Raw genomic sequence first — 21,077 nt, forward strand, 5'->3', positions numbered from 1 at the left:
GCCGACCCAGGCCCCGGGGCCAGGCGAGGATGCCTGGCCCCGGAGCCGTTCTCTCAGTTGCGTCGGCTCCACTGCTGGTTGGTGCCGCCGTTGCAGGACCAAAGAATGATCTTCGTGCCGTTGGCGGTGGCGGCACCGTTGGCATCCACACACAGCCCGGACTGGACGCTGGTGATGGTGCCGTTGGCGTTGAGGTTCCACTGCTGGTTGAGACCACCGTGACAGTCCCAGATGATGACTGCCGTGCCGTTGGTCGTGCCGTTACCGGAGGCGTCCAGGCACTTGTTGCCGTACACCGTCAGCTGCTTGCTCGCGGTGTAGGTCCACCGTTGGTGGGTGCCGCCGCCGCAGTCCCAGAGTTGCAGCTGGGTGCCGTTGGCGGTGGCCGCGCCGGGGACCTCGATGCACCGACCCGACTGGCCGCCCACGAGTTGTACGCCCTGCCCGCTGCTGGTGCCCTGTCGCCGGACGATCGACGCGGATTCGGCCGACCGGTTGCCCTGGGCGTCCAGGACGTAGAGCCGGTAGTCACCCGATGTCGTGGGTACGGCGATGCTGGTGGCGGTGCCGTCCGCCCTGGTCATCGTCGGTCCGACGGCGAAGGTGGTGGTGCCGGAGGGGGCCAGCCAGAGGCTTCTGGCCGGGTCCCCGGTGCTACGGATCGGAATCGAGGTCACGCCGCTCGCGGCGGTCGTGCTGGCCGGCAGGACGTGGTCCTGCATCGGAACCCCACCGGCCTGAACGACGTCCCGGAAGGACTCCTGCGGCCCGGAGTTCACCGCGATCTGGTACGCCGCGGCCGGCCACACGTAGTCGGAGGAGACGATGATGTCGTCGATGGTGCTGTTGGGCAGGTTCTTCTGGGAGACCTTGTTGATCGGGCCGTAGGTGCGGGTGATGGTCAGGTCGTGCTTACGCCCGAAGTCATCCGAGTTGATCATCCAGGTGATGTTCTTGTCGACGCTCAGCACGTTGTCCCGGAAGGTCATGTACGCCGAGCCCTCGTCCGGGTGGAGCCCGTACTTGTGACCGGCCGGAACCCCCTGGAGGTAGTTGTCGCTGACGACCGTGCCCGGCTGACTGCCCAGGGTGTAGATCGGGGCGGTGTCGCTCAGCCGCTGGACGGTGTCGATGATGTGGTTGTGGCTGATGGTGTTGTTCTTCGCCGTCGTGGTGGGCCGGTTCGGCACGATCGAGCCCGATGAGCCGTCGAAGTTCCACCACCCCCACCCCATGGTGATGCCCGCCCAGGGGGCCTTCTCGATGCGGTTGTGCTGCACCGTCAGGGCATCGACGAAGTAGGCCGCGACCGCGCCGTGCCCGTTGAACAACACCGCACTGTCATGGATGTAGTTGTTCTTGATCTCGATGTTCCTCGGTGCCCCCTCGACCTGGGGCGGATACTTCTCCCGGTTGTTCGACGTGTGGTCCCCGATGTAGACGTGCTGCGGATGCCCCACACTGACCGCGGTCCCCGCGATGTCGTTCGTGTAGTTGCCGATCAGCCGGGTGTTGATCACATCGTTGACCAGGGTGATCCCGTCGGCACCGGTGTGCTGGACCCGGTTGCGTTCCAGCAGGATGCCGTCGGCGTTCTGGAGGTGGACCATGCCGGGGGTCAGGTCGACATTGCGGTAGTGGTAGACGTGGAAGTTGCCCCGGGCGTACGCGAAGGCACTGAGGTTGCCCTGCTGCGCCTGCTTGAACACCGACCCGGCGACATTGACCAGGTTCCAGTCGGAATGCTCCACGGTCAGCCCGGAGAAGGTGAGATTGCGGGCCCGGTTGCTGGTCGAGGTGCCGGCGATCCGCAGCACGGTGGCCACGTTGTTCGGCGCGAAGACCGAGGCGGTGGCCATGTTCTCGCTGCCGGCCTTGTAGTAGTAGACCGTCCGGCTGGACTTGTCGAAATAGAACTCGCCCGGCGCGTCCAGGAACTCGTACGCGTTCATGACCTTGTGGCTGCCGTTGATCTGGGCGTTGCCGTTGAAGGCCCCCTGGGCGATGGCCGCCCCGGGTTGCTGGAACAGGGCCACCCGGTTCGACCCCTCGGTGATCACCTGTCGGACCCCCACGATGGCGGTGGTCCAGGTGGTCGCCGTCTCGATCTCGATGTCCTCCTGGTTTCCGGCCACGGCCGGAAAGTCAGAAAGGCTGTATCTGGCGCCGGCGCACTGTGATCCGGATTCCCAGGCCCAGTCGGCCTGTCCGGCATTGATGGTGTACGACCCGTGGCATCCGGCCGAGTTGATGGTCTTGGCGGCCATGAAGGCCCGCTTGCCGTTGACGTAGAGCGACCGCAGCTTGTTGGCCCGGTCCAGCGGGGCCTTCCAGATGTTGCCGCTGTGCTGGGTCCAGCCAGTGACCTGCACACCGCCCTGAAGCACCGGGGTCTCACCCGGGTAGGCGGCATAGCTGATCCGGTAACCGTTGGTGCCGGAGTCGCTCGCCCCGAACTCGATCGTGCTGCCCACCGGATAGGTTCCGCCGCGCAGGTAGACCTGGATGTCGCCGGTCATGCTCGCATTCGTCGTCCGTACGACGTCCCGGGCCCGTTGCAGGCTCCGGAACGGTGCGGTGATCGTGCCCGGGTTGCTGTCGCTGCCGTCCGGAGCCACGTAGTACGTCGCCTGGGCTGCGGCCGAAGCCGGTTGCTGATCGGCGACCAGGGCCGGCAGCACGCCGGAGACGAGCACCGCGACCGCCAGCAACGAGCTCCTGCCGACACTCCGCATATCAGGCCCTGGCCCAACGCTGGTTGCCGCCGCCGTGGCAGCTCCACACGATCACCGCCGTGCCGTTGGCGGTGGCAGCGCCGTTGACGTCCAGGCACAACCCGGTCTGCGCGCTGCTGATCGTGCCGTTGCCGTTGAAGACCCACTGCTGGTTCGCGGCACCATTGCAGTCCCAGATCTGCACCCGGGTCCCGGTGCCGGCGTTGCTGGGCACGTCCAGGCACTTGCCCATCACCTGGAGGGCCCGCCCGTTCTGGGTGAACTGCTGGTTGGCGTTGTTGTGGCAATCCCAGATGATCATTTGTGACCCGTTGGCGGAGCTTGCCCCGTTGACGTCCAGGCATCGGCCGGAGGCCTCGTTGCGCAGCCGGTTGCCGGTCGGGTTCGGGTTGGGGTTCGAGCCGCTGTTGAGGGCGTCGAGGACGGCCGTGTACGCGGGCTTCTTGTTACCGGCGCAGTCGAACAGCAGCGCGTTGTCCCCACCACGCCAGGAGTCGCAGTCCCGTACCCCCCACACGGTGATGCCGGTGCAGCGCGAGATCGCCAGGCAGGCGCGGGTGACGGCGCCGTACATGTTGGCCTGGTTGCCCCCCTGGGTGATGTCCAGTTCGGTGATCTCCACGTCGACGCCCAGGTCGGCGAAGCGCTGGAGGTTGGCCTGGTAGTCACCGGGGAGGGTGGTGCCCAGGTGGGACTGGAAGCCCACGCAGTCGATCGGCACCCCGCGGGACTTGAAGTCGCGCACCATGTTGTAGATGCCGGTGGACTTCGCGTTGATCCCGTCGGTGTTGTAGTCGTTGTAGCAGAGCTTGGCGTTGGGATCGGCCGCCCGGGCGGCACGGAACGCCGCCTCGATCCAGTCGTTGCCGGTGCGCTGGAGGTTGGAGTCCCGTCGGGCGCCACTGCCGCCGTCGGCGAACGCCTCGTTCACCACGTCCCAGGAGTAGATCTGCCCCCGGAAGTGGCTGGCCACCTGGGTGACATGGTTGATCGCGGCGTTGCGCAGGTCACCGCCGGACAGGCCCTGTGCCCAGCCGGGCTGCTGGGCGTGCCACAGCAGGGTGTGTCCGCGTACCTTCATGCCCTGGGATCGGGCGTGGTTGACGATGCGGTCACCGGCGCTGTAGTTGAACACGCCGCGCTGGGGCTCGGTGGCGTCCCACTTCATCTCGTTCTCGGCGACCAGGCTGTTGAACTCGCGGTTCAGCACCGACATGTAGGTGCTGTCGTTGAACTTGTACGTCCCGACGGCCGCGCCGAAGTACCGGCCCTTCTCGGCCGCCGAGGCACCGAGGGTGCTGGCCGCGTTGGCGGCACTGACCGGTGCCAGGACAAAGCCGGCCGCCAGCGCCCCGGCCGCCAGCGTGCGCAGGATCGCCGTGGAGGACCACAGTCGCCGCCGTGGTAGGAGTGTCTTCATGTGCCCGCAACCCTTCTTCGAGTGGAATCACCTAGACGAGTGAGCGCTAACATCACCGGCCAAGTCGGGCTGCGCGCGGGGGCGACACAGGGGCAAGAGAACGTCACACGTCGATGAAGCTGAGATTGCCATAAAGTTTCCCCTGGCTCAAGAAGCCCAGCCCAGGGCGATGCATCCAATCATGATCGTCAACTTCTGAACGCCTTGCCTGCCCCACCGGAGCGGGGCCCACCACGCTGGTGAGCGATAACTCTACGAGGGCCGTTGATCCACACCGCGCCCATCGGAGAGCGGCCCACCATCGCCCCGAACACCCCTTCACCCGCCGGGCAATTCGAGGGCAGAATATTGACATCCTTGCATGCATTAACGGAGCTCCGGTATGAATGCTTAACACTCGTTAAGGCCCGGTTCCTGGGAGGAGCGGCGATGAAGAACGCCTCGCGCCATCTACGTAGGTTGGTGGCCGCACTCGGCGCCTGCACACTCGGGCTGAGCCTGCTGTCGGCACCCGCCGAAGCGTCCTCAGTTTCCGTTCTCGCTCCACATTCCGAGCGGGCACCCGAATCGGAGCAGTTCGAGGCCGAGGGGGTCACGACCGTCGGTGAACTGCGCACGGTCGACAGCGCCCTGTCGTACCTCCGCGACGGCCGCACCCAGGTCATCCGGCACCCCGGCGCCACCTACGTCAAGGTGCACTTCAGCTCGCTGCGCCTGGCCCCCGGCGAGTACGTCACCGTGTCCAGCCCGGACGGGCGGGAAAGCTACCGGTACGACCGCAACCTGAACCGAGCGACCGGCTCGGACTACACCACCGACGGCCGACCGGGCTTCTGGGCCATGTCCGTGGAGGGCGACACCGCGGTGGTCACCCTGCACAGCAACCGAACCTCGCGTGCCACCGCCGCCACCATCGACCGGTTCTGGCGCGGCTACGACCGCACGGAAGTCGCGCAGTACAACTTCTCCACCCAGTCCGTGTGCAGCACCGACGCCCGCCGCGACGTGGTCTGCTACCAGAACAGCCACCCCACCGAGTTCGCCCGCAGCAACGCGGTGGCACGACTACTGATCAGCGGCGGCGGCATGTGCACCACCTGGCGGGTGGGCAACACCAACCGCATGCTGACCAACAAGCACTGCTTCTCCACCCAGGCCGCGGTCAGTGGCAGCGAGATGCAGTTCAACTACCAGTGCGCCACCTGCGGCGGCTCGAACCCCGGCCCCGGCACCAAGGTCAGCGGCGCCACCCTCTACCGGGTCAGCAGCGGCGGCTCCAGCCAACTGGACTACGCCCTGTTCTCGGTCAACAACTTCGCCGCCATCCAGGGCTTCGGCACCCTGTACCTGGCGACGACCGCCACCACCAACGGCACCCAGATGTACATCCCGGGCCACGGCGACGGCAGCCCCAAGCGCCTGTCGATCTTCGAGAACGCCCAGAACGGCGCCCGCTGCACCGTACGGAGCGCGAACTACAACACCTGGAACATCAGCTACAGCTGCGACACCTCCGGCGGCAACTCCGGCTCGCCGGTGCTGAACAGCAGCCACCGGGTGATCGCCCTGCACCACCTCGGCGGCTGCCCGTCCAACCAGGGCGCCAAGGCCCACCTGATCTACAACGAGATCGCCAGCCTGATCGACAACGGCTGAGCACGACGACCCACCAGAGATGCTGGCCGCCGCCGACTCCCGGCGGCGGCCAGGGCCGGCTGCGGTACCCCTCCCGCAGGGAGGTCAACATGCTCCGGTGCCGGCCGGTATGCAGAATGCCCTCTAACACGACGTGATAGCCGCGGTCCAAGGCGAATGCTCATGCCTTCCCTGAGGGGCGACGGCCGGCTTTCCGGACCGGCCAGCCGAGGAAGCGATCGAACATGTCAGCCGCGTCGCCCGTCACGCTGGGGCTGAGCCGGTGCAGGTCCTCGATGGCGTCGTGCAGGCAACTGGCCAGATAGAGGAACAGGTTCACCGGCATTTCCCGGTACTCGGTCACGAGAGCCAGCTTCGCCGCCCCACACGGCCACGGTTGCCCACATCGACGGCAGATCCACAGCGGACGTACCGGCAGATGCTCACCTTCACCTGAGAGGTTCCGACCTCCCGAGAGACGACCTGACTGACCGGTCACCGCCGATCGCCTTCTCTGGCCTGCTGCTCGAACAGTCGAGACGGTCGGCGGTGGGCCCACCGGGGGAATGACGAGCCCACCGCCGCCGCACGGCGGCCTGGGGAATGCCGCCGATCACCCACCCACGCAGCCCCGTTGGCGGTACGCGGGCGGGGAGTCCTCCGTCCGTGAGCGGAAGTACCTGGTGACAGCAGCCGATACCCATCCCCGGGTCTACTCCGCTTCGGACAACGCACCTCGAACCCCCAGCTCAGTAGGTCGGCTTGATCGCCCCGCCTTCCAGCCAACCGCTGTCGACCGGCAGATCCCAGGGCGGCAATGACGCAGAACCGATGCATCCCTATTGCGATGAATGCCGTGAACTGGATGAATGGAGCTGTGACGCACAGTGGCGGCAATGGACGGCGAGGCTCGCGCCGGTATCGGCTGGCGCAGCGCCGCAAGGCGATCGGCCTCAGCCAGGAGCGCCTAGCCGAAGTCCTCGGCGTCGATCGCTCCACCGTCGTGCGGTGGGAACGGGCAGAGACCGACCCGCAGCCCTGGCACCGCCCACACCTGGCCACGGCGCTCAACGTGTCCGTAGAGGAACTGGCCGACCTGTTGGCCGACACTCGTCGGCCGCCCGCCCCGCCCGATGGACGTCTCAACCACGCGCTGCGGCAGCCCGGTCGCGTCGACCTGGTAGCCGCGGCATACCTGCGGGATCGCGTACGGCATCTCGACGAGCGCTACGACCGGACCCCTTCGACCCTCCTGCTCGCCGAAGCGGCACAGTTGCACGCTCAGGCGGTCTTCCTCCGTCAGTACGCCGACGCCGGCTCCGTTCAGCGTGAACTGGCTGCGGCGGTCGCCGAAGCGGCCACCCTGATGGGCCAACTGGTATGGGACGCCACCCAGCGACACGACCACGCCGCCAGCGCCGCCTACTTCGACCAGGCGATCAAGGCCGCGAGAGAAGCCCGCGACACCGTCACCGAGGCCAACGCCATACTTCGCAAGAGTTTCCTAGCGCTCTACGGCACCAGGCAGCCAACCGCTGCCGTCGCACTGACCGCGCAGGCCGCTGCGGTGAGCCGCCGCGACAGCCGCGTGCTCGCTGGCCTCGCCCAACTACACCGCGCCGAGGCACACGCGATGCTCGGCCAGGTACGAGAGTGCGCTGAGGCCCTTGGCGTCGCCGAGGATCACTTCGCTTCGGTGAGCCCGCAAGATCCGGCCTCAGCCCTCTACTGTTCCCAGCCATCACGCGCGACTCGCGGGCTCCTGCTGGTTGTCGTTGAACAAGCCGACTGCGGCAGTCAAGGCGTTGGAAGAGGCTCATCAACTCGTCGCCGCACGCCGCAAGTCGACCGCCGTCATCCTCGGCAATCTCGCCCTGGCCAACATCCGCCACCGCGACCTCGAGGCCGCCGTCTCCTACCTGCATCTGAACATCGATGTCATCGAGCGGACCCGCGCTGGAGGTGGCCTTACTCTCGCCTTCTCCGCCGCCCGCCAACTGCGTCCCTGGAGCGATCAGCCGCCGGTTCAGGATGTCCACGACCGACTCCTCACCCTCATCACTCCATAGGAGCAACAGCGTGACAAGCATCGACGACGCCAAGCAGTCTGTCCGGCGACGGGTCTGGGACCTTCTCGAACGCGAAGGTGCCGCACCGCCCGGGGTGCACGGCCACATTCCCGACTTCGTGGGCAAGGAAGCCGCAGCAGCCCGGCTCACAGAACTGGATGCCTGGAAGCAGGCACGGGTCATCAAATGCAATCCCGACCGGGCCCAACTGCCCGTCCGGGTCCGCGCCCTTCAGGAGGGCAAACTGCTTTACATGGCGGTCCCACGACTCGCCACACCGAAGCCCTTCTACCTGCTAGACCCGGATGACTTGGAAGTCCCCTTCGAGACTGCGGCCACGAGCACGGGTGCGGCCGAGATCGCCCCCAGAGTCGGCCCCGACGACATGCGACCGGTGGACATGATCGTGTGCGGCAGCGTCGCGGTCAGCCGACGCAACGGCGTACGGGTCGGCAAGGGAGCCGGCTACTCCGACCTGGAGATCGCGCTCCTGACCGAAGCTGGGCTCGTGACCATGGACACCGTCATCGCCACCACGATCCACCAGAGCCAACTTCTTGACGAGGAACTACCTGACGCCGATCACGACTTCAGCGTCGACTACGCGATCACCCCCGACGAGGTGGTCGCATGCACACCTGACCGGGGGCGCCCTTCCGGCATCCTCAGGGAAAGCCTCCGTGCGGATCAGCTCGACGACATCCCAGTCCTGCGCTGATCATGCGTTGCCTGGTCACCGGAACAGGCGGGTGAGATCGGCCAGTAGTCGTGAGCTGGTGATGTCGGTGGCGTCGATGACGAGCAGTCGGTCGTTCGGGTGGTACTCGACGTGGGCGCCGAGGAGCCGGGCGAGGTCGACGGCACGCTGGACGTCGGTGATCGCGGGGACGTTACGCAGCACCGTCTGACCGCGTCGGGCGAGCAGCGCGGCGCCGATCATAGGCAGTGCGGCGTTCGTCGCGCCTTGGACGACGGCGGTGCCGTTGAGCGGCCCGGCCGGGCGGACACGGTAGTGAACTCCAGGTCAGGCCTTGCTCATTGCCCTGGTGATCAGCGATACGCGGCCGCCTGCAGGCTGAAGAACTCGGCGTACATCCCGTTGAGCGCCAGAAGCTCTTCGTGGCTGCCGGACTCTGCGATCCGCCCGTCCGACACGACCAGGATCAAGTCCGCCATCCGGACGGTCGAGAACCGGTGTGACACGAAGACGGTGACGCCGCCGGTACGGATCCCCACGTCACGCGCCGCGTCGGAGTACCGGTCGAACAAGGCGTGCTCGGTCAGCGGGTCCAAGGCGGCGGCGGGCTCGTCGAGCAACAGCAGCAGCGGATCGTTGCGCATCATCGACCGGCTCAACGCGATGCGCTGCCACTGCCCGCCCGACAGTTCAGCGCCGTTGTCGTAGGACTTGCCAAGGTAGGTCTCCAGGCCGATCGGCAGCCGGTCGATCACCTCCTCAGCATCTGCACGCCGGATTGCCCGCTCCACCGCGCCCGGTGCATCGAGTCGCGGCAGGTCACCGAGGCCGATACTGCTTCTGGCCCGCAGTTCCAGCCGGAGGTAGTCCTGGAAGCTGGCGGAGATCCGCTGGCGCCATCCCAGCGGGTCGAGCCGCCGCAGGTCGGCGCCATCGATGGTGATCTCACCCGCGGTGGGCCGGTAGAACTGGCAGAGCAGCTTGACCAGGGTGGACTTGCCGGAGCCGTTGTCGCCGACGATGGCGACGATCGTGCCGGAAGGGATGCGCAGGCTGAGGCCTTGCAGCACGTCGGTATCGGTGCCCGGGTAGCGGAACGCGACGTCACGCAGCTCGATGCCGTCGGCGAGGACGGCGGGCGGCGCCTGGTCAGCCGGCGGACCGGGTTCCGACGGCGTGGCGTCGCGGATCCAGCTCAACCAGCCGATGGCGCGGGCGTTGCGTTGCAGCGCCTGGGCGAGCGCGACGGCTCCGGCGGCCTGCGCGTTGGTTTGCACGGCCAGCGTGATGGCGAGGACAACGTCGCCGACGGTGCGCTCGCCGCTGATGGCGGCGCGGACGACCAGGACGATGGAGCCGATGTATCCGAGCGCGAAGATCAGCTGACCGGTGAACCGCAGGGCCGCGCCAGCACATTCAGCCCGGCGCAATCGGCTGTCCACCTCGCGGCGGACCGTCCCATGGCGGCGGCGGAGCTCTCCGCCGAGCCCGAAGAGCCGAATCTCCTTGGCGGCGATCGAGCTGAGGGCCAGATCGAACAGGTGCCAGCTCATGCGGGTCGACTCGGCGGTCACGAGTTCGGCACGTTCCAGCCGCTTCTCGGCCAGCCGCCCGGCGATCAACGGGGGGACACCGAAGATCGGCAACAGGAGCAGCCACGGCTCGATGCGGGCGAGGAGCACGGCGGTCAGGGTGAACTGGGTGACCAGCACCCCGATCGTCAGGACGGTCTGCACGCTCTGACCCAGCGTCCACGACTGCTGTCGGAGCAACTCGAAGCGATCCGCGGCGTCCCCCCGTTCGTGCAGCGCCAGTCCGACCGGCCCGTGCGCCAGGTCGCCGAGTTGGCGTTCGGTGTCCTGCTTGTGCAGATCACCGAGCTCGAAGAAGAAGATGTGGGCGAAGTGCTCCATCGTCAAGCTGAGCAGGATACTCACGGCGGCGGCCGTCGCCGTCCAGACCGCGACATCGGTCCGCCGGTCGAGGGCCGCATCGACCGCCACACCCAGAAAGAGCGCCAGCAGGGGTCCACTCACCGCGCCGAGCATCATCAACAGGGCGGCGGTGATCAGCCTTCCCGGGCTGAGCCGCCACGCCGACGCCAGGGTCGCGCGGACACTGCGCAGGACTCTATGCACAGCCTTCCACCTCTTCCTCGGTGAACCGCGCGGCCTGCAGCCGAAACAGCTCCGCATAGCGGCCGTCGAGGGCGAGCAGCTCTTCGTGGGTGCCCTCCTCGACGACGCGACCGTGTTCCAACACGACGATCCGGTCGGCACGGCGCACCGTGGAGAACCGGTGCGAGATGACCACGCTGGTGACTCCTCGGGTGAGGTCGAGGAACCGCTCGAAGAACGCCACCTCCGACCGCACGTCCAGGTTGGCGGTCGGCTCGTCGAGGACGAGAATGCTCGCGCCACCCTCGACGGCGACCAGAGCACGGGCGATCGCGATGCGCTGCCACTGCCCACCGGACAGTTCGGCGCCGCCGGCGTATCGCCGTGACAGTGGAGTCTCCAGGCCGCGGGGGAGCTGGTTGACGAAATCCGCCGCGCCGGCCTTTTCCAGGGCGGCCCGGACCACCTTGTCGGCACGCTCCGGCTCGGCGAGCAACTCGATCGCGCCGAAAGCGACGTTGTCGCGCACCGGCAGCTCGAAGTGGGTGAAGTCCTGGAAGATGGCGGCAACCCGGCGCTGCCACGCCGTGGCCGGGAAGGTCCGAATGTCGACGCCGTCAGCGGTGATCGTCCCGGCCGTCGGTTCGTAGAGCCGGGCCAGCAGTTTCACCAGGGTCGTCTTGCCTGCGCCGTTAAGGCCGACGATCGCCAGCGACCGGCCCGCCTCGATGGTGAGGTCGAGGTCGTTCAGCACCGGTAGCCCGCCCGGGTAGGCGAAGGACACCTTGTCGAATCGCAACAGCGTCCTGGGCAGTCCCGCCGGATCGCCCCTGCCGTTCTCGGTGGTGCGGGCGTCGGCTTCGCTCATCCTCTCGATCCGCTCCACCGACCGGTAGGCATTGAGGCCCTGCTCGGTCGCCACATCGGACTCGGCGATGAAACCGCCGATCCTCATGGCGGCCAGGGACGCCTGGAATACGAGTATCAACCCGCCCAAGCCGAGCAGTCCGGACGCCGTTGCCTGAGCCGCTCCCGTCAGCAGCGCGCCCAGCAGCACGAAGGCGACAAGAACATAGAGTATGTAGGGGCCGTAGAACAGCCTGCGTCGGGCCCGCCAGACCGGGAGCACGGCGTCCATGGCGGCCGTCGTGTACTCCTGCTTCAACCAAGGTAGAAGGCCGAAGACCCGCAACTCCTTCGCCGCCGCGGGCTGGAGCAGCATGGTGCGGAGATATTCGCTGCGGCGCCGCAGCCGGGCGGTGCTGCGAAAGACCTCGGTGAACACCGACAGGCCGAGCCGGTAGCCGAAGCGGATCGTCAAGGCCGCGAGGAGCAGAGCCGGCCCCGCCCACCACACGAAGGCAACCGACGTGACCCCGGCAGCGAGAACGGTCTGCAGGTACCGCGAGATCAGCGCGATCTGACCGGCACCCGCGGCACCAGGCGACCACATCTCGGTCCGCAGCCGGTCCTTGGCGTCGGCGACGTGATCGAGCAGCTCCGGATCCTCCATCACGGCCACGCCGCCGCTCGCTTGGGAGGCCGCCATCAACCGGTCACGGACGAGATCGTCGAGGCGACGGCGGATCAGGTTGCCGAGCAGTTCCTGTACCGGCAGCAGCAGCTGCACTCCGAAGAACGCGGCCGCCGCGAGGATCAAGTTGGTCCGAAGATCGCTCCAGGCCGCCGACCCGAGCCCGCCGGCTACCGCGTCCGGCACTCGGGCGACCACGGCTGAGGTGGCGAGGATGAACGCGACCGGCAGGATCCCCGCGGCGATCTGGATCATCACGGCAGACGAAACCAGCGACCAGCCGGCGTTGGGCACCAGGTGCAGGATTCTCATTCGCCCGTCGAGGCGCGATCTGTGGCCGCGAACAAGTTCCGCCCACACAGACCTTTCGTGCGTCGTCACCACCAGGCGCCTCCCGTGCGGCCGTGAATGAGGTAGGGAGATATGGGCGTGCCGTCCCCCAACTCTGCCTACGCGACAGGAACGGAAAATCCGCTTTCCTCAACCTCGGCAGGTGACCCAGGAGAGGCCGTGGGGGTGGACCTTGCGCACATTTCGAACTGCTCGTAGAGAGCGACCCAGTTGGCGCCGACCGCAGGGTTGAATATCGGCGCAAGCATGGCCTGCAGGATCACCTCGGGAGCTCCCTCGTGTAGCGCGATGAATAGGCTCAGGTTCTTCAGCCAGCCCTCGTAGACAGTCTTGTCGGGGCTCAGCGGCGGCCCTTGATGATAGGCGAAGCTATCTTCGTCGAAGACGAGCTGCGTGCCGGAGCGCTCCAGTCTGTACCCCAACTCGGAATCCTCCAGGCCCCATCCCCGGAATTCCTCGTTGAATCCACCGACGCGCGTGAAGTCGACGCGTGGAACAGATACGTTGCAGGTGAAAAACAGATGCCACGATGTCTTCAGATCACCGCCGATATCGCTCAGGCGACTCAGCAGGTCCAGCCTGATGTCGCTCTTGATCACGCCGCCGAGGAATTCCTCGCCGCCGTACTCCATGAAGCGGTCGTCGAACGCCTCCGGAGTCCGCAGATATTTTCTGAAGCCGATGACGGCCTTCTTCGCGGAAATGCCTTGGTAGTGCCGAAGATGCTGTTCGACAAAAGTGGGCGGAACCAGTTGATCACCATCGACGAAGATCAGGATGTCGCCGGTCGCTTCTTCTGCACCGCGATTTCTTGCGGCGCTTCTGGACGACGTTGCAGACCGAGGCAGATACAGGTAGCGGAACCGGGAGTCCGCCATCACGTGACGCCGCACGGTCTCCGCTGTCGGGTCGGTCGATCCATCATCGACGACAAGCACTTCGAGAGAATCGGAGACAGCCAGATTCTGTGCACGGAACGTGCGAAGGCATCTGTCCAGCAACACGAACGAGTTGAATGTCGGCACAACCACTGATGCCTTCATCGACGGACGGTCTCCGTTCCAGAGCAGAAGCCGGGTTCCCGACGTGGGAAGCCCCGCATCACGTTCTTGCAAGTTCGATGTCGAACCGACAGCCGACGACCGACGCCCCACTGTCGGTTAATCTACGGTTCCGCCGCGGTCAGGTGGCCCGGCCGCATCGCCCTCTGAGGCGTGACGGGATTCCGCGCGCCAGGTGCATCCGTCGCCTGCCTGTTCGCACGACACCGTGACGTCCGATTCGACGTAGCGGGCGGCGATGGCCGTGTTGAGTTCCTGACAGTACGGACATGGTGACGCGAAAGTCAGTTTGACGCCGGCACCGGCGGCCTGTTTGCGGTACCGCAGGATCCCGCACTCCGCGTTGCGCAGGACGGTGCCAGAAGGCTGGGGCGTGCTGGTCACCGCCGAGTCGTAAAGCAGCAGTTGGCGCTGCAGCCGATTCATGAAGTGCACGGTGGCTGACTCTCCGGCGGGTCGCTGCGACTGCAGCAGGTCCGCGGTGATGCGTGAGTTCGCCTGGATCCACGCGGACAAGCCCTCATCGCCGTGCACGCCCAGAATGAACTCTTCGGCCGCCGCCTGGGCCTCGAAGAACCGCTGGCGCCAGAGATCGACCTTGACGGCGGGGTCGAGGGCAGCAGGGTCATTGGTCATGGTCGGCGTCCTTGCCGGTGGCGAGCTCGGCGAATACCTCCTGGGCGATGCGCAGCCCGTTGTTGGCGACCGGCCATCCCCCGTAGTAGGCGAGCTGGATGATGATTTCGACGATCTTCTCTTGTGACATCCCCAGGTGCAGGGCGGCGCCGATGTGGCCACGCAGCTCCCAGTCGGTCCGGGCCAGGGTGACCGCGGTCAGCGCGATCAATTCGCGCTCCTCGACGCTCAGGTGCGGGCGGGTCCAGATCTCACCGAACAAGTGGTCGATGGTGAGCTGGAGGAAATCGGGGTAGGAGCCTGGGCGGGGTTCGCGGCCGAAGACGTGCTTGAACATGGCCTCACCCCGCTCATGTCGGGCAAGCGGCTGGTTCATCGATCACTCCTTCGTGTTGCCAGGTGGCCTGTCGGACAGTGGTGAATTCCTACGACGCCACGAAGGCGGCGAGCAGCGGCGCGGGGCAGCCTGAACCAGACCCACCCCTGCGCCGGAGCTGTGCGGAGGGCCGTGTCTCGGTCAGATCTCAGAGGATGATGCTGAGCTTTCCGTGTTCGCGAAGACTCTCGTGGTCGAGCACCACGAGACGTCTCCGGACCCGGAACGACTCGCCCTCGACGGCGAGTTCGAGCCGATATTTTCCGACGTATGAGTCAGAGCGCCCGTGTCCGAACCGGTACACGACGACATTCGCCGCCACCTCGATGTGCGTGCCCCGATCAGCCAGGATCTCCACGTTGGTGATCATCCGATTCGTTCGCGACAGGGGATTCTCGCACCACACCTCGCCGTTGAGGAGTTGCTCGATCCGCTGGCGTAGTCGGGCGGCGTTGTCGTCGATCAGCCCGAGCGCGGTGGCCGACTCGCTCCGGACGTCGGTGGCCGGCACCAGGTAGCGGATGTCGTCGGTCAGCATCTCGTCGTACCACTCGCGCAGGCGCCACTCGTCGAGCAGTCGCGCCTCACGGAAGAGGAACTGGCTCACCCGGTGCCACAACCGCAGCTGGGCCGTCTCGTCGACCGCCGGATCGGTGTTTATCGTGTCGGTGGTCATCGCCGTTGCGCCCCTTGCCTCTCGGCCCGCTGAGTGACGTCTTGAGCTTCCTCGTGGTCGTCGTCGCCGTCGTGCATCAGCCGGTCCCACTGCCGCCAGAACTCGCGGGCGGGGAGCTCGTCGGTGGTCTCGGGGACCTCTTTGGCCATTCCGCGTGACAGGTCCGAGAAGCGGAGCGTGCGATTGAGGTAGCCCCGTTGACAGGACTCGACGATCTCGATGTCGTCGGGGGTGGCGAAACCGGCGGGACCGAGGAAGGTCAGGTAGTGACTCTTACGCAGTTCCCGGATGTCCGGATCCTCGTCCTTGGGGGCCAGTGCGACCGAGGTGATGGACATCTGGCCGGCGCTGACCGGGTCGATCTTGCGGATGGTGATTCCGATCGCGTCGATGATCATCAGATTGGGGAAGATCATCAACGCCCGATTGGCACCGGTGATCCGTTGGGCGCGTTCGGCGCCGAACCGTTCGACGAACCGTGCGGCCGTCGCCTCCATCCGTGACCTGACCTCGGGGGGGAACATCGGCGTCCAGTAGGCGAGCGGTCGGGCTGCCGCCGGTACCAGCTCGTTGGCGCCATGCCCCCGCCCGAGAGCGCGGGCGAAGCCGCCTCGTCGTCGCGGTGCCGTTGTGCCGAGCGACTCGATGTAGCTGACGTAACGCTTGTGCAGGGCGCGGAAGTGGTAGATGTCGACGCTGTTCTCCATCATGAGCTTCCAGTTGGCCCGGGCCCCGTGCAATTGCGCACCTTGGATCACCTCCATTCCCACTTCGGACTGATCGGCGATCAGATCGAGGTACTCCGTCGCGCCCGCCAGATACTCGGTCAAGGTGCGTGGCTGCTCAGGATCGAAGGTCGCGAACACGAAACCCCGGTAACTGTCGCTGCGGTGCCGCGCCAGGCCGAAGTCGGATTTGCGGAAGCCTGGACCGTACCCGTCCGGGAGCGGAACTCCGACCAGGTCACCCTGGTTGGAGAATGTCCAGTCGTGGTACGGGCACCGGAACGATCTGGCCTGCCCGGCTGGCTGCGAGCAGATCAGGGCCCCCCGGTGCGGGCAGCTGTTGGCGAACACTCGAATCACCCCGTCGGAGCCGCGCGCCATGACCACCGGGCGCCCTCCGACGTCTCGTGACACGTAGGAGCCCGGCGCGGGTACCTCCGACTCGTGCCCGACGTACAACCAGCAGCGATCGAAGATCTTGGTCATCTCCTGTGCGGCCACGTCCTCGTCGGTGTAGGCCCGGTGGTCGACCCGGAATGAGAAATTCTCAAGATCATCGAACACGATCCGGTCGCCCACCGGCCGCTGTAGTTCTATCGTCACTGCTCCCCCTTTCGCGGTAGCTTCTCGCCCATGCTGAGAACCATTTCCGCCGTGCGCGCGGCGGAATCGCCGCACTCGGGCTGCGCCGCGCGCAGCCGCGCCCGGTAGTCCCGGCCGGGATCAAGCAGATCGGTGACCGCGTCAGCGACCGCCCGTTCTGTGACGTCGGCCGGCTCAATTGCCGTCCCGAAGCCCGCGGTTTCCACGAAGTACGCCTGGATAGGCTGATCCACCGCCAGCGGGATCACCAGCATCGGTGTCGCCGCCCGGATCGACTCCGCCACCGAGTTGTAGCCGCCATGGGTGATGAACACATCGGCGCGCGCAAGGACCTCACGTTGTGGCACGTACGGGGCGGTGAGCACGTCGGCGGGCAGCGCGAGTTCCTCAGCGAGATCTCCCACCGCGGCGATCACCTGTGCACCGGTCTTCACCGCCCCCATGATCACCGTGCGGAGGAGGTCGGGCCGCCGGAAGAAGATCGTGCCGAAGGAGACGAACACCAGCGGACGACCGGGGTCGATCTCCTCCAGGCCGGGAAAGGCGACCTCGTCGCCGCGCTTTCCGGCCGCTCCCGGCAACCCGACCAGTTGCACACCGTCGTCGGTGACCGCTTCATCCCCGACGAGCGAGGGAATCGTCGGCATCAGATTGAGAATCGGCGAACGCGCCGAATGAGTTCGGGTCGACCACAACACCCCGTGCCTGGTCAGATAGTCGCCAACCTGTTCGTCGTACAGCCAGCGACCTCGCCGACGTTCCTTTGGGCATACTCCGCCTAGGTTTGCCCAGATCATCCCGTACGGCACACCGGACGCCTGCGCCCCGGCCATCGCCGCCGCCAATACCGGCAGCGAATCGAGCAGCGCGAAGTCCGGCGCCGTCGCCCGCAGCGCATCAGCCACCTGGTCCGCCAGCGGTGACGATTCGAGCATCGGACCGATCTTTGCCGGATCGTCGCTCCACGGCGCCATCTGGACCTGCCCGACCATATGGACCTCCGCCGGACCCAGGGCCTGGCGACGCTGTTCGCCGAGCGCGCCACCGTCCGCTGACAACAACAGCAGCACAACCTCATTGCCGGTGGCTTGGAGCGCATTGACCACCGGAATGTACGGGTTGAGGTGACCATGCTGAGTGGTGGTGAGAAAGACGATGCGCACTAGGTCTCCGATCCATGGGAAAACGAACAAGCCGACTCAGATCTGGGCCGGGATCGACCATATTGGGCACGATTACGACACCCGGCCTTCGAAGACGAGTCGGCACCGCGACGTACGAGCGGCATAAATCCGCCCGCAGGCACGCGAGAACCCCGGCAGTGCGACGGAGCCATCGACGTCCCAAAACTGTTACGAGGATCTACGCAATCCCCTCCATCATTGTGGGGACGCGGACCCGTCTACGTTTACTACTCGGAAACGAACTTGCAACAAGGGGTCCAGCGCCTGCACCGAGGCGACTGCGGAAAGTTTGCCGGACAGCGTGATCAATGTCAATGCCTCAACGCTGTCGGCGCACCCGCAACACCGCCACTTTGACCGAACTCCGCCTCGACCCGTAGCAGGCAGGGCAGGTTCCTCGGCAGCGAAGGCGGGAAGGCTGCGGGTTCACAACCCTTCCGGCCGAATCGCCAGATTTCATGCAATGGTGTCAATGAAGTTTGAAATGTCACCCTGGGCGGAGCTGCGAACCATGGTCACCGGCTATCCGTTCCGACTCACAGACGAGGCCCCTACCCGGGGTCCCCGTTGTTCGACAGGGGGCCTTTCCCTGCCTTATTCCCGATAAGGCGACGCGATCGGCCCGCAGAGCACACGCTCTGCGGGCCGATTTTGGTGCTCCGCCGGACAAAGGAGGCTGACTATGACAGCCATTTTCATCCTCCGTAGGTCGGGTTCTCGACGTGGTGCAGGACGAGGATGGCCTGCACGATCGCGGTCGCTCGGCATGGGCAGCAGCGCAGCTTGACCAGGACTTTCCAGGTCTTGGTGTGGCGATCGCGCGTTCGCCGCGGGCGCGGATCTTCGCGTGGGCCCGGTTGACGGCCTTCTGCCGGCGTGACAGCTTCGGCCGGAAGCGGCGCCGCTTGAACGGGGTGCGCGTGCCGCTGGGGGCACCTTGATAGCCCTTGTCCGCGAAGGTCATCACGTCGGCGCTGGTCAGGGCGTCGATGATGCCGTGGGTGCGGGCGGCGGTCAGGTCGTGCGTCGAGCCGGGCAGCGCGGCCGAGGCCCAGACGAGACGCCCGGCCGCGTCGGCGATGACCTGCACGTTCACGCCGTGCCGCTTGTGTTTGATGCCCTATGAATGTCAACTCGTTGAGGGGACTGAGCGGCAGCGATGATCTTGTAGATCGTGCGGGCGAGGTATCGCTTCAAGCAGCGGATGACTTCACGCTTGGTTCGACCCTCAGCGGTGCGTCGTTGTAGGTAGGCCCTCGTCGGAAGGTGCCATCTCAGGCGGATTAGCACCGCGCGGTACAGCGCGGCGTTGGCCTGACGATCGCCTCCTCGGTTGAGGCGCAGTCGGTGTGTCTTGCCGGACGAGGCCCCTCTGGGGTCTGCGGGACGGCCGTAGGCGGGCGTCGGCTGCGGTGCTGGGTGGGCCAGCCGAGGAATCGGTCGAAGACGCTGGCGGTGCTACCGGTGTTGTTGGGGTGGAGCTGGTGCAGATCATCGATCGCGTCGTGCAGGCAGCTGGCCAGGTAGAGAAAGAGGCTGACCCGGCTGTCCCGGTACTCCGCCAGAAGGGCGACCTTCGCCGCGCCGCAGGGCCACGGCTGGCCGCATCGGCGACACAGCCACAGCGGCCGCATGGGCAAGTGCGGTCGGGGCGGTTCGGCGCGGACTGCCTCGACCGGCCGCCCTGGCAGCGCAAGCGGCCGTAACGGCAGATGCTCCGATGGTGCGGGCGACTCACCGTCCGCGAGGCGGTCTTCGTCGCTGTTCATCGGGGATCGCGCTCCCGTTCCTGCCGCTCGAACACGATCCGCCAGACGTACGTCAGCAACGGCGGATCGGCCGGTCCCGGCTGTATCGGCGAAGCCGATGTCGACCGGTCTCGCGGCAGATCGCCCATCTTCGCGTTACGCGAGATGTACACAGTCACCGCCGACCCCCACTTGGACCCACTGCTTGTACGCGGTGGGCTTGCCGACCTGCCGGCAAGCCCACCGCCGTCGGCCAACGGCAGGAAACAGACCACCGGTCGCCCGCCCACGCAGCCCCGATGGCGGTACGCGAACGAGGAGTCATCCGTACGGTCGACGGAGTGCCCGGCGCGAGCACTTGCCGGTGCGTCGGGTCGCGATCCGACCTGCCGCCGTGAGGCACATCCATCTTGGTCTCCCTGGCGTGACATTGCCGCTGGCCCGCCGACGCGCCATGAGGGTCAGGATGGTCCTGGACCGGTCCGCCGACGTGTTCCTGACGTCCACGATCGCTGTCGGCACCGGCCGGAAGTAGACCCAGCGTGGTGGGCCACGGTGGGTCTCACCATGGCTGGCTGGGTCGATGCGAAGAGAACAGGCGGCGCCTGTCGCTACGAAACTCGGTTCAGAGGATGTGCCAGCGGCGGAGTTCGGCCCCGTCGTCAACGAGGCCCGCGATCCGGTGGTGCACCTCGTCGGCGGCCTCGGTCCCAGGTCGGGACTTTCGGGCGTTGGTCGCGATCATCTGCAGCTCGCGTAGCTGGCACAGTTCCTCGAACTGGGACCAGGAGGTGGCATCCCAGCCGTAGGCGGCGGTGAAATCGGCGAAGGCTCCCGGGCCGGGCGGGTCAAAGCGGCGGCAGTGGACAGCGACCGTGGCGATGTCCCACTCCCGGGGCCCGAGAGCGGCACCGTCCCAATCGGAAAGTACGGGCCTGCCGTCGAAACGCCGCAGTGCGTTGCGGATCTGCGGATCAGACTGGATCAGGCTGGTACCGCGGGGAAACCGCATCGCTTCCCATGTGGCCGCCAGTGTTTCGAGCCGGCCCATCAACAGATCCTGTTCCTTGTCACTCAGGATCTCCGCACGGGCGACGGACCGCTCGATGCTGTGGAGCGGTCGCAGGACCGGCAGCGGCACCGGCGGAGCCGACAGGGCGTGCAGGCCTCGGAGAAGCGTACCGAGCTCGGAGACGGTGATGGGGTTGTCGTGTGCCGGGTCCAGACGCTGCCAGACCGTGACGGCGTGCCCGCCCACCCGCAAGGGTTGGGACAGTCCTGGGTAAAGGCCCACCGTGGGGAAATCATGGGCCCCCAGCCAGTCGACCACGGCCACCATCCCGCGCACCCGTTCCAGGTCATGGTCGCCGGGGGCGATCTTGATGACCACGTCACCTAGTGCGTAGACGGCGTTGGTGTGGTGCCGCAGCAGCATCGCGTTCGAGTCGGGGTAGCCGAGGAGACGACATACCTCGGCGAGCACCGGCCGGGTGCGCGCCTCGACGAACAT

The 21,077-nt window shown here is 66.5% G+C and carries 17 protein-coding genes and 6 pseudogenes; 4 read left to right on the plus strand and 19 right to left on the minus strand.

Annotated elements, in window-relative coordinates:
* Window positions 1-53 precede the first annotated feature (53 nt).
* Both ACGFIK_RS02545 and ACGFIK_RS02550 read right to left on the minus strand, forming a co-directional pair.
* Entirely contained in the window at window positions 54-2,735 is a 2,682-nt protein-coding gene (locus ACGFIK_RS02545; protein ID WP_327022414.1) for an RICIN domain-containing protein, read from the minus strand.
* A gap of 1 nt (window position 2,736) precedes the next feature.
* Window positions 2,737-4,155, minus strand: a complete 1,419-nt coding sequence (locus tag ACGFIK_RS02550) for an endo-1,4-beta-xylanase (RefSeq protein WP_327022415.1) — start codon at window positions 4,153-4,155, stop codon at window positions 2,737-2,739.
* Between the two features lie 429 nt (window positions 4,156-4,584).
* On the opposite strand from ACGFIK_RS02550, the gene ACGFIK_RS02555 reads away from it, so the two are divergent.
* The gene (locus ACGFIK_RS02555) at window positions 4,585-5,811 is read left to right on the plus strand and encodes a serine protease (protein ID WP_327022416.1); all 1,227 of its coding nucleotides are present in this window, start codon (window positions 4,585-4,587) and stop codon (window positions 5,809-5,811) included.
* Window positions 5,812-5,866: 55 nt separating this feature from the next.
* On the opposite strand, the pseudogene ACGFIK_RS02560 reads toward ACGFIK_RS02555, so the two are convergent.
* Both ACGFIK_RS02560 and ACGFIK_RS02565 read right to left on the minus strand, forming a co-directional pair.
* A pseudogene (locus ACGFIK_RS02560) lies at window positions 5,867-5,968 on the minus strand (kinase); the annotation flags it as partial.
* 3 nt (window positions 5,969-5,971) lie between these two features.
* Complete coding sequence (locus tag ACGFIK_RS02565) at window positions 5,972-6,289, minus strand: hypothetical protein (RefSeq protein ID WP_327022417.1); 318 nt, start codon at window positions 6,287-6,289, stop codon at window positions 5,972-5,974.
* A 366-nt stretch (window positions 6,290-6,655) separates the two neighbouring features.
* Between ACGFIK_RS02565 and ACGFIK_RS02570 the strand changes: the two are divergent.
* A pseudogene (locus tag ACGFIK_RS02570) lies at window positions 6,656-6,829 on the plus strand (helix-turn-helix transcriptional regulator); the annotation flags it as partial.
* On the opposite strand, the gene ACGFIK_RS02575 reads toward ACGFIK_RS02570, so the two are convergent.
* Window positions 6,758-7,198, minus strand: a complete 441-nt coding sequence (locus ACGFIK_RS02575; RefSeq protein WP_327027474.1) for a hypothetical protein — start codon at window positions 7,196-7,198, stop codon at window positions 6,758-6,760. The pseudogene ACGFIK_RS02570 and the gene ACGFIK_RS02575 overlap by 72 nt on opposite strands.
* Before the next feature lie 367 nt (window positions 7,199-7,565).
* Between ACGFIK_RS02575 and ACGFIK_RS02580 the strand changes: the two genes are divergently transcribed.
* Entirely contained in the window at window positions 7,566-7,859 is a 294-nt protein-coding gene (locus ACGFIK_RS02580; RefSeq protein WP_327027475.1) for a hypothetical protein, read from the plus strand.
* A gap of 10 nt (window positions 7,860-7,869) precedes the next feature.
* Window positions 7,870-8,577: a 5-formyltetrahydrofolate cyclo-ligase gene (locus ACGFIK_RS02585; protein ID WP_393337280.1), complete on the plus strand. Its 708-nt coding sequence runs from the start codon at window positions 7,870-7,872 to the stop codon at window positions 8,575-8,577.
* Between the two features lie 15 nt (window positions 8,578-8,592).
* Here the strand turns inward: ACGFIK_RS02585 and ACGFIK_RS02590 are convergent.
* The 14 genes and pseudogenes from ACGFIK_RS02590 to ACGFIK_RS02655 all read right to left on the minus strand — a co-directional run.
* Window positions 8,593-8,850, minus strand: a pseudogene (locus ACGFIK_RS02590) (UDP-N-acetylglucosamine 1-carboxyvinyltransferase); the annotation flags it as partial.
* Between the two features lie 59 nt (window positions 8,851-8,909).
* Entirely contained in the window at window positions 8,910-10,604 is a 1,695-nt protein-coding gene (locus ACGFIK_RS02595) for an ABC transporter ATP-binding protein (RefSeq protein WP_327022419.1), read from the minus strand.
* Between the two features lie 82 nt (window positions 10,605-10,686).
* Complete coding sequence (locus ACGFIK_RS02600; RefSeq protein WP_327022420.1) at window positions 10,687-12,501, minus strand: ABC transporter ATP-binding protein; 1,815 nt, start codon at window positions 12,499-12,501, stop codon at window positions 10,687-10,689.
* A gap of 155 nt (window positions 12,502-12,656) precedes the next feature.
* Window positions 12,657-13,601, minus strand: a complete 945-nt coding sequence (locus ACGFIK_RS02605; protein WP_327022421.1) for a glycosyltransferase — start codon at window positions 13,599-13,601, stop codon at window positions 12,657-12,659.
* A 117-nt stretch (window positions 13,602-13,718) separates the two neighbouring features.
* On the minus strand, window positions 13,719-14,255 hold the full coding sequence (locus tag ACGFIK_RS02610; RefSeq protein WP_327022422.1) for a hypothetical protein: 537 nt from the start codon (window positions 14,253-14,255) through the stop codon (window positions 13,719-13,721).
* A complete protein-coding gene (locus ACGFIK_RS02615) occupies window positions 14,245-14,631 on the minus strand; it encodes a carboxymuconolactone decarboxylase family protein (RefSeq protein WP_013731917.1) in 387 nt (128 codons plus the stop codon). Before ACGFIK_RS02615 ends, ACGFIK_RS02610 begins: the two co-directional genes overlap by 11 nt.
* Window positions 14,632-14,779: 148 nt before the next feature.
* A complete protein-coding gene (locus ACGFIK_RS02620) occupies window positions 14,780-15,307 on the minus strand; it encodes an aromatic-ring-hydroxylating dioxygenase subunit beta (protein WP_327022423.1) in 528 nt (175 codons plus the stop codon).
* Window positions 15,304-16,635: an aromatic ring-hydroxylating dioxygenase subunit alpha gene (locus ACGFIK_RS02625; RefSeq protein ID WP_393337285.1), complete on the minus strand. Its 1,332-nt coding sequence runs from the start codon at window positions 16,633-16,635 to the stop codon at window positions 15,304-15,306. Before ACGFIK_RS02625 ends, ACGFIK_RS02620 begins: the two co-directional genes overlap by 4 nt.
* Entirely contained in the window at window positions 16,632-17,798 is a 1,167-nt protein-coding gene (locus tag ACGFIK_RS02630) for a glycosyltransferase (protein ID WP_327022425.1), read from the minus strand. Before ACGFIK_RS02630 ends, ACGFIK_RS02625 begins: the two co-directional genes overlap by 4 nt.
* Before the next feature lie 716 nt (window positions 17,799-18,514).
* Window positions 18,515-18,933, minus strand: a pseudogene (locus ACGFIK_RS02635) (transposase family protein); the annotation flags it as partial.
* Window positions 18,912-19,196 (minus strand): annotated as a pseudogene (locus ACGFIK_RS02640) (transposase); the annotation flags it as partial. The pseudogenes ACGFIK_RS02635 and ACGFIK_RS02640, both read right to left, overlap by 22 nt.
* 35 nt (window positions 19,197-19,231) lie before the next feature.
* A pseudogene (locus ACGFIK_RS02645) lies at window positions 19,232-19,453 on the minus strand (hypothetical protein); the annotation flags it as partial.
* A 131-nt stretch (window positions 19,454-19,584) separates the two neighbouring features.
* A complete protein-coding gene (gene amcA / locus ACGFIK_RS02650; RefSeq protein WP_393337288.1) occupies window positions 19,585-19,998 on the minus strand; it encodes a multiple cyclophane-containing RiPP AmcA in 414 nt (137 codons plus the stop codon).
* Between the two features lie 194 nt (window positions 19,999-20,192).
* Window positions 20,193-21,077 (minus strand): phosphotransferase, encoded by an 885-nt coding sequence (locus tag ACGFIK_RS02655; RefSeq protein WP_327022427.1) that lies wholly within the window; start codon window positions 21,075-21,077, stop codon window positions 20,193-20,195.

Origin of the sequence: Micromonospora sp. NPDC048871 (assembly GCF_043198155.1) — a bacterium.
GTDB lineage: Bacteria > Actinomycetota > Actinomycetes > Mycobacteriales > Micromonosporaceae > Micromonospora.

Excerpts from the sequence above, each read along its gene's own strand:
- ACGFIK_RS02545 (WP_327022414.1), bottom strand. The coding sequence starts at position 2,735 with ATGCGGAGTGTCGGCAGGAGCTCGTTGCTGGCGGTCGCGGTGCTCGTC.
- ACGFIK_RS02550 (WP_327022415.1), bottom strand. The coding sequence starts at position 4,155 with ATGAAGACACTCCTACCACGGCGGCGACTGTGGTCCTCCACGGCGATC.
- ACGFIK_RS02555 (WP_327022416.1), top strand. The coding sequence starts at position 4,585 with ATGAAGAACGCCTCGCGCCATCTACGTAGGTTGGTGGCCGCACTCGGC.
- ACGFIK_RS02595 (WP_327022419.1), bottom strand. The coding sequence starts at position 10,604 with ATGCTCGGCGCGGTGAGTGGACCCCTGCTGGCGCTCTTTCTGGGTGTG.
- ACGFIK_RS02605 (WP_327022421.1), bottom strand. The coding sequence starts at position 13,601 with ATGAAGGCATCAGTGGTTGTGCCGACATTCAACTCGTTCGTGTTGCTG.
- ACGFIK_RS02610 (WP_327022422.1), bottom strand. The coding sequence starts at position 14,255 with ATGACCAATGACCCTGCTGCCCTCGACCCCGCCGTCAAGGTCGATCTC.
- ACGFIK_RS02615 (WP_013731917.1), bottom strand. The coding sequence starts at position 14,631 with ATGAACCAGCCGCTTGCCCGACATGAGCGGGGTGAGGCCATGTTCAAG.
- ACGFIK_RS02620 (WP_327022423.1), bottom strand. The coding sequence starts at position 15,307 with ATGACCACCGACACGATAAACACCGATCCGGCGGTCGACGAGACGGCC.
- amcA (WP_393337288.1), bottom strand. The coding sequence starts at position 19,998 with ATGTCACGCCAGGGAGACCAAGATGGATGTGCCTCACGGCGGCAGGTC.
- ACGFIK_RS02655 (WP_327022427.1), bottom strand. The coding sequence starts at position 21,077 with ATGTTCGTCGAGGCGCGCACCCGGCCGGTGCTCGCCGAGGTATGTCGT.